This window comes from Mesorhizobium sp. M7A.F.Ca.CA.001.10.2.1, assembly GCF_003998575.1.
GTDB lineage: Bacteria > Pseudomonadota > Alphaproteobacteria > Rhizobiales > Rhizobiaceae > Mesorhizobium.
Map to the genome: position 1 here is coordinate 1 of NZ_RZQY01000319.1, position 6599 is coordinate 6599.

Annotated in this window: 7 protein-coding genes and 1 pseudogene; 2 read left to right on the forward strand and 6 right to left on the reverse strand. The window is 62.4% G+C overall.

All coding sequences use genetic code 11. The features are described 5' to 3' along the window. On the reverse strand, positions 1-461 hold a 461-nt coding region (locus tag EN964_RS20110), incomplete at its 3' end, for a helix-turn-helix transcriptional regulator (RefSeq protein ID WP_164775899.1). Positions 462-689: 228 nt separating this feature from the next. Between EN964_RS20110 and EN964_RS20115 the strand changes: the two genes are divergently transcribed. Continuing rightward, on the forward strand, positions 690-1046 hold the full coding sequence (locus EN964_RS20115) for a hypothetical protein (protein ID WP_164749118.1): 357 nt from the start codon (positions 690-692) through the stop codon (positions 1044-1046). Here the strand turns inward: EN964_RS20115 and EN964_RS20120 are convergent. Then, positions 989-1705: a Crp/Fnr family transcriptional regulator gene (locus tag EN964_RS20120; protein WP_127272600.1), complete on the reverse strand. Its 717-nt coding sequence runs from the start codon at positions 1703-1705 to the stop codon at positions 989-991. The genes EN964_RS20115 and EN964_RS20120 overlap by 58 nt on opposite strands. A gap of 454 nt (positions 1706-2159) precedes the next feature. On the opposite strand from EN964_RS20120, the gene EN964_RS20125 reads away from it, so the two are divergent. Next, on the forward strand, positions 2160-2375 hold the full coding sequence (locus EN964_RS20125; protein WP_127272601.1) for a hypothetical protein: 216 nt from the start codon (positions 2160-2162) through the stop codon (positions 2373-2375). Between the two features lie 283 nt (positions 2376-2658). Here the strand turns inward: EN964_RS20125 and EN964_RS20135 are convergent, their stop codons facing one another. The 4 genes and pseudogenes from EN964_RS20135 to EN964_RS20150 all read right to left on the reverse strand — a co-directional run. Next, positions 2659-2775 carry a putative RiPP precursor gene (locus tag EN964_RS20135; protein WP_306245655.1) on the reverse strand — a complete coding sequence of 39 codons (117 nt, stop codon included), beginning with the start codon at positions 2773-2775 and terminating at the stop codon, positions 2659-2661. Between the two features lie 103 nt (positions 2776-2878). Next, complete coding sequence (locus EN964_RS20140) at positions 2879-3910, reverse strand: hydroxyacid dehydrogenase (protein ID WP_127273721.1); 1032 nt, start codon at positions 3908-3910, stop codon at positions 2879-2881. Between the two features lie 428 nt (positions 3911-4338). Further along, a complete protein-coding gene (locus EN964_RS20145; protein ID WP_127272563.1) occupies positions 4339-5529 on the reverse strand; it encodes an NAD(P)/FAD-dependent oxidoreductase in 1191 nt (396 codons plus the stop codon). Between the two features lie 118 nt (positions 5530-5647). Further along, a pseudogene (locus tag EN964_RS20150) lies at positions 5648-6599 on the reverse strand (formyl transferase); the annotation flags it as partial.

A 6599-nucleotide genomic window follows, 5' to 3' on the forward strand; every position in this document is an offset into this window, starting at 1 on the left:
CCGTAATGGTTGCCGGGTATTCTCGAGCCACCCCGGCCATCGCCCGAAGCCCAGCGCGTCACCCGCCTGAAGGTGACGAGATCGGCCTCGCGCCGCACGAAGGTGACCGAGCGCATCAAAAAGTCGGGTCGGCCGGGCATCGAAAAATAGGTGAAATATGTGCCTCCGGCGATGGCGGGCGACGGCGGCCGCACCATGTTTTCGTACAGGGCCTGGCGCAGCGTTGCGTTGCCGTCGCTCTTGGCTGCCGCGGCGGCCGGCTCACGATACAGCTCATTCTCATCGATCTTGAAATAGTCGCAGATCAGCCTTGCGGTGGCTTTGTTGGGAACCGCCTTGCCTTGCAGATAGCGCTCGAACTGGGTGCGATTGATGCCAAGCTCACGGCACACCGCGCTGACGGAAGCGTGGCGTTGGACCAGCCGCCTGAGATTGGCGGCGAGATTCTCGCGAATTGGCACGACATCTCCCCGACAGACGTACGGACCAGTATTCAAGCGATTGCTTATATACAGTTGCATGCCGTGGCGGCGGCGCGAAGATGGACCTTTGGCCAATAGGCAACGACCCGGTGGCGCGTAGACTGTACGATTCTGACAGTCCGGCTATGCAAGCCGTGTAAATGGGCGTATTTCGATGGCAAGAGCGACCTGAGATCGGCCTCTCGACATCCTGCAATGGAGGGCGGTTTGGATCATACCGGCCTGGTCGAGCTTCTGGACTACACGCAAGCGCAATTGACGAAGATCCGCCAGGCGGTCGCGGCCAGCGATCACGCCGGTGCCATGTTCACCATCGACTGCCTTGTGGGAGCGGCGGCCGAACAGACGAAGTGCAAGCTTGCAAGTCTGGAGCATGCCGGGTTGCCGATAGCCAAGGATGGACCGATCGACGGGGATGGGCCGATTGGCCGGGGCGCATTTAAAGGCGGTGCGGCACCGCCCGGCAAAGCGACATCGGGCAAGCCGGATGCGGCAACCGCTCCTGATCAGGCCGCGCCGATCTCGCCGATCAGCCTTGTATATTCGGCCTCGGCTTCGCCGTAACTGCCATTGGCGAGTTCCAGCAGTCCGGCGCGGTCGCGAATGACGATCTCGCCCCGACGCGAGCGGATCAACGCGCGGCCTTCAAGCAGTTGGAGGGCGACGGTGACGCCTGGCCGCCTGACACCAAGCATGATGGCCAGGAATTCGTGGGTGATGGCGAGATGTTCGCCGGGCACGCGGTCGTCGCACATGAGCAGCCAGCGCGCCAGCCGCTCCTCGAGCTTCAGCCGCGCGTTGACGAGCGCGGTGCAGCCGGCCTGGGTCTGTAGCGCGTTGACGAAGCGCAGCAGGAACATGCGCAAGGTTGCACTTGCCGCCAATGCTGCCTTGAAAGCGCCGGCTTCGATGCGGATCGCTTCGCCTTCGAGTTGGACATAACAGGCATGCGGCGCACGGTCGTCGCCCATCACCAGGGAATATCCCGTCATGCCCTCGAAGCCGATGAAGCCCACTTCGGCCTCTTGGCCGCTCGCGGTGCTGGCGACCACCGAACCGATGCCCTGTTCGATGAAGTAGACGGCCTCGATCGGAATATTCGGGGTCACCAGCATCATGCGTAGCGGCAAGTCGCAGCGCTGCATGTGCGGCTCGAGCAACGCCAGATCATCCGCAGGCATGCGCCGCAGCAGCTGATTTCGGTATTTGGTGAGATCAGACATGGCGTGGCCCAATGCAGGGCAAGAGCCATCCAATCTCCCAGCCGTCCGTGCCCGTAAAAACGTACGGACGATCGCCTATGTATAGGGGCTCTGAACGAAGAAAGATATCAATGCGATATGAAATTCGAAGCACGGCGCCCCCCAACGCCCGTTCGCATATGAAAAGATCGGCCTGAATGTTAGTGTCGGAAACGTACCAAGCGCCACTTGGTACAAAACCGACATATTTCATGAGAGCGCCGGATCACGGTGAGGGTCGATGAAATCCGCCGGCTAATGACAAAGGCGCCATGTCGCGCCGGGCCCGAGAACCGTTCGAAAAGTGGGGCAGAGCGGCGGGAGAATTGTACGATACTTACTGTGATGAAGGCCGATGTTGACTCTTGCTCAGCCCGATTTCATTTTTTGACCCACAGCGTCAAGGAAGTGGTCGCTGCTCCGAAAGGGGCTTCTTATGTCGAGCCTTCATAAGCGCAATCCTGGTTTCCATCCTTCCGATCTGCAGCTGTGCCAGCGCGTCTTCGATCGGGTCTGCCTGGAGCGCAAACTCAATCGCATGTCGGGAGAGTCGGACGTGCAGCTTCTGGCGGCCACGGTGTTTTCGCTATTTCAGAATGGCTGCCGCAATGAAGGCGAGTTGCTTGAGAGTTTCCGGCGGACGCGCCAATGACCAAAGCCAGGATCACGTCCGCGGCACCGGTAGCCGAAAACGAACCTTACGACGCTGCGGTCTTCGCCCGGAAATACGGCATGTCGCGGAAGGCCGCGGAGGTCGTGCTGTCCGCGAACGGACCGTCCAGAACGGCTTGTGACGCTGCCGCCCGCTCTTTTATGGAAGCGGTCGCCCGCAGGGCGAAGAGCAGCCGTGGACACTGAAGCTGCGCCTGGAGCGGCTGCCGTACCGCCCGCCCCGGGTGCGTCCGATGCTAACCTTCATTGGATGCCGCGAGGTGTCAGCCTGCCGGGCCTGTCGGGCCTATTACGCCTGAATTGGCTTGCTGCGCCGTCACGGCGGAGAGTTTCTGCCGTTTGAGCAGCATCGGCTTTTCATAGAGCTTCTTCATGTTCATGGCCTCCCTCCGCAAAGTTCGATTGCGGCAGCGTCATCGCCGGCCGCGCCCTTGTCAAGCCGACCTTGTCGAGGGCCGGCCAACCGGGACGAAAACCCACGCCTCAATTCCTGTCGGCCGGCTTGGAACGCATGCGCGAAACCGTCTCGCGCTCGGCGCGCTTGGAGCGCAGCGGCGGCAGGCCGCGGTCGATCAGGTCCATGTCCTCCAGCACCATATCGCCCATGCGCTTGAAGGCGATGTCGAGCGCGCCGGCACGGTGAGCCGAGCGCAGAAAGCCGGGCAGGGTGCGCACCGGATGGTCCCGCGCCAGCGGTTCTTCGGGGAAAACGTCGCTGGCGGCGACGATGTGGCCGCTCTTCACCGCCGCCATCAGCGCCGGGAAGTCCACCACGCCGGCGCGGCTGAGCAGGATGAAGGCGGCGCCCTTGCGCATGCCGGCAAAGGCCTCGGCACCGAGAAAACCCTGGTTCTCGCTGGTCACCGAGGCAACGACGAAGATGAAGTCGCTGGTCGACAGCACCTCGTCGAGAGAGGCCGGCTCGACGCCATTGTCGATGAGGATCGATGGCGGCAGCCAGGGATCGAAGACTTTGGTGCGGGTGCGGAAGCCCGACAGCAGCCGGTTCAGCGCCCGGCCGAGATCGCCGAAACCGATGATCCCGACATCCGCGCCGGACAGGAGCCGCGCCGTCTGGTTGCCGTCGCCGCCCCACAGTTCCTGTCCCTGGCGGAAGGCGAGGTCGGCATCGACGATGTCGCGGGCGAGGTTGAGCGCCATGGCAAGGCCAAGCTCTGCGACCGGCTCGGCGAACACCAGGCCGGTGGTGACGACATGGATACCGCGCGCGAACAAGGTCTCGTAGGGCATGTTGTTGATGAGGTTGGTCTCGACATTGAAGACGCAGCGCAGCGCCTTCATCCGGTCGAGCGTTTCGGGCGATATGGGCGGCTGGCCGATGATGTAGCGCGCCTCGGCCAGCACGTCGGCCGGCAGTTTCGCGACGCCGTCAGCGGTCGTCTCGACAATGCGATAGTGCGCCTTGAGCCGCGCCAGCTGCCGGGCTGTGAAGATCAGCTCCAGCGTGCGTGGTTCCGGCGCACTGATAACCAGCGGCAAGGCGCTGTTGGACATGACTATTCCCTCTGTTCCGATGGCCAAAATACCCTGGATGAAACGATTTACAACATCGCGCGGGGAGGCGAGTAGAGCGGGATTGGCGCTGGGATGAGGTGTCCTGTTGGAGCCGATATGTGCCGGCAATGCAACAGTGAAGAATCGTTTGACTACGATGGCGAGGAGACGACGTAAGAACCAGTAATGACGCAATTGACACGGGGCAGGGAATTGGTTCTGCTGGCGCCGTACCAATTTGGAGGGCACTTTACAGTGAAGAAATACGAGAAACCAACCTTGCAGAAGCGCGACAGGCTTTCGGGCGTCACGGCCCAGACTACCCCATCGGCACCTCCGTCGACGGCAACCTGAGCGGTTGGCGTCTGACGCATTCGCCTTATAAGGCAATCAATATTGGCAATCGATAGGGCGCGACTGGTCGCGCCCTATTGCATATTGGCCATGGGCACCCGCCGCTGTCCCAAATGCCGGACCTTGCGGCCGATGATCATCAGCCGGCGCGCGGTGTTGTTGCGCAAGCGCCTTGCGCGCCATTCCAGTCCGGTGCCGGCGGTGATCGACTTGGCATAGTAACTCACCCGCATGCCATCCTCATCGGCAGCCACCTTGACCGGGTCGTCATAGAAGGCGTTGATCTTGTCAGCCGCCATGCCTGGTGTTTCGAGCCATTGCGGAATGTGAACCGAATGGAGCTGATCGACGTCGGTCATCACCCGGCCGATGCCGACGCCCGGTGTTGGACACGTGGTACAGAAAGCATCGCCGATGAAGATGACCCCGTCGCGGCGATGGCCTTGCGTGGTGCTCAGGCTGATCTGCCTGACCTCGACAGGACTTGCGACTTCGAAGTTGCCGCATCGCGCCGCTATTTCGGGCATCAGCTCGCAGAGCATCTTTTGCGGTTCCTGGCGAAACGCCCGCGTCCACGGCTCGGCCACTTGCCGATAGCCGAACATGTTCGCCCGCATCTTGTCGCCGAGGGGAAAGATGCTGATGTAGGCGATACGGTCGGCAGCCCGCCTGCTGTAGCAGGTGACGGACTGATGACCGAAATCACGCGGGGAGATGGCGAGGTCGAATCCCATCGACAGTGAATGCGCCTTCGATTGCTCGATACGCTCGACGCCGACGGCGCGCCGCACCGCCTCGCCGTGGCCGGTTGCAACCACCAGCAGGCGGGCATCGATGACGGCGCCGTCGGCCAGCACAAGCCGCTGCCGGTCCGGTCCAGTCGAGACCTCGGTCACCTTGCCGACCGTCAGCGGTACTTGCGCAGGCAAGGCGTCGCGCAGGCCATTGATCAACGCGCCATAGGAGAATGTGAATTCAGCCTTCTTCTCATGCGCGAAGAACTGGCCGAGGCGGAAGATATGCGTGTCGGTCGTCGAGGTGACGAGGCTCTTGAGTGTCGCATCGAGGCCGAGCTTTTCGAACAGAAGCATCTGATCCATGCCGATCTTCTCGGCCCGGAATTCCTCGTGGTGGACGCGGTGCGGATCAATCAGCGCCACCTTGCGCCCGGCTTGTCCCAACAGCATTGCCAAGGTGGTGCCGGCCATTCCGGCGCCGACGATCGCCACATCGACTTGGGCCGGGCCAGCCTCTGAGATACTCATTTTGCTGCCCTTTCTGGTGGCAACTGCACGTTTCACAATCTCCGGTAGAAAATATCTTCCGGAGCTAAATCAACCGCAAGCAACCGGAGCGCGTGCCTGGTAGTAACCAATGTTTAGGTTAATCGCGGGTCCGCTGCTTCCAGCGCGGTGCGATCGCCGAGCCATCGATGAACTCAAAGCCGCCAGCCTCGTTGAGCGTGTGAAGTTTACGCCCGCTCCATAGCGCACCTGGATTTAAGATGGTTTCAACGACCTGCTCCATGCCGATCAAATCAAGGTGAGAAATGCGTGCGATGCCAAGCGCCGCGCCATAGCTCCTGCGGCAGTCCTGCACCGGGCGCAGCAGGTCGTTGCCGCGCCTGACCATGCGGCCGGCCGGCCGCGCCGAGGCAATGTCGATCAGCACGGGATTTTTGGGATGCGGCGTCCAGGGGCCGCGAAAATTCGGCGCCGACCATAGGTGCAGCGCGTCGGAGAAGGCGCCGCCACCGTCGCGGACGGTGGCGAACAGCCACCAGGCGCCGCCATGCTCGACAAGCGTGGCGTCGCTGGCCACGACACCGGACAGAAGCGTCGCCTCCTTGACCCATCCACCGGGGAAGGCGGTGGCCCGGTAGAGATCGACGGTGCCGTTGGCGCAGCTTTCCGGCACCATCCAGACCTCGCCGTCGCGCTCGAAGACGAAGGGGTAGGAGAGATGGTAGGGCAGATCCAGCACCGGTTCAGGTCGTCCGAGCGGGCCTGCCGGGCCGAAGGGCACGGCGGAGATGATGGCTTTGCCGAGCCGGTGGATATAGTCCTCGACGAACAGGGTCAGCTGGCCCTGGTAGAGGATGGGAAACGGATCGGCGTAGAAGCGGCTGCCATCGTCCGGCAGCTCTTGCCAACCCGACGCCGGATGGGCACGCAGGTCGAACAGATCGGAGCCCCCGGTTTGCCGCCAGCCGACCTTCCAATGCGGCGCGTTGTAGCAAAGGTGATAGATCTTCTGGACGATCCGCCGCGCCAGCGCCTTGCCGGCTCTGACCCCAAGCTTGCCGGCCGAGGGCATTGGCGGCGGGCTGCCTGCC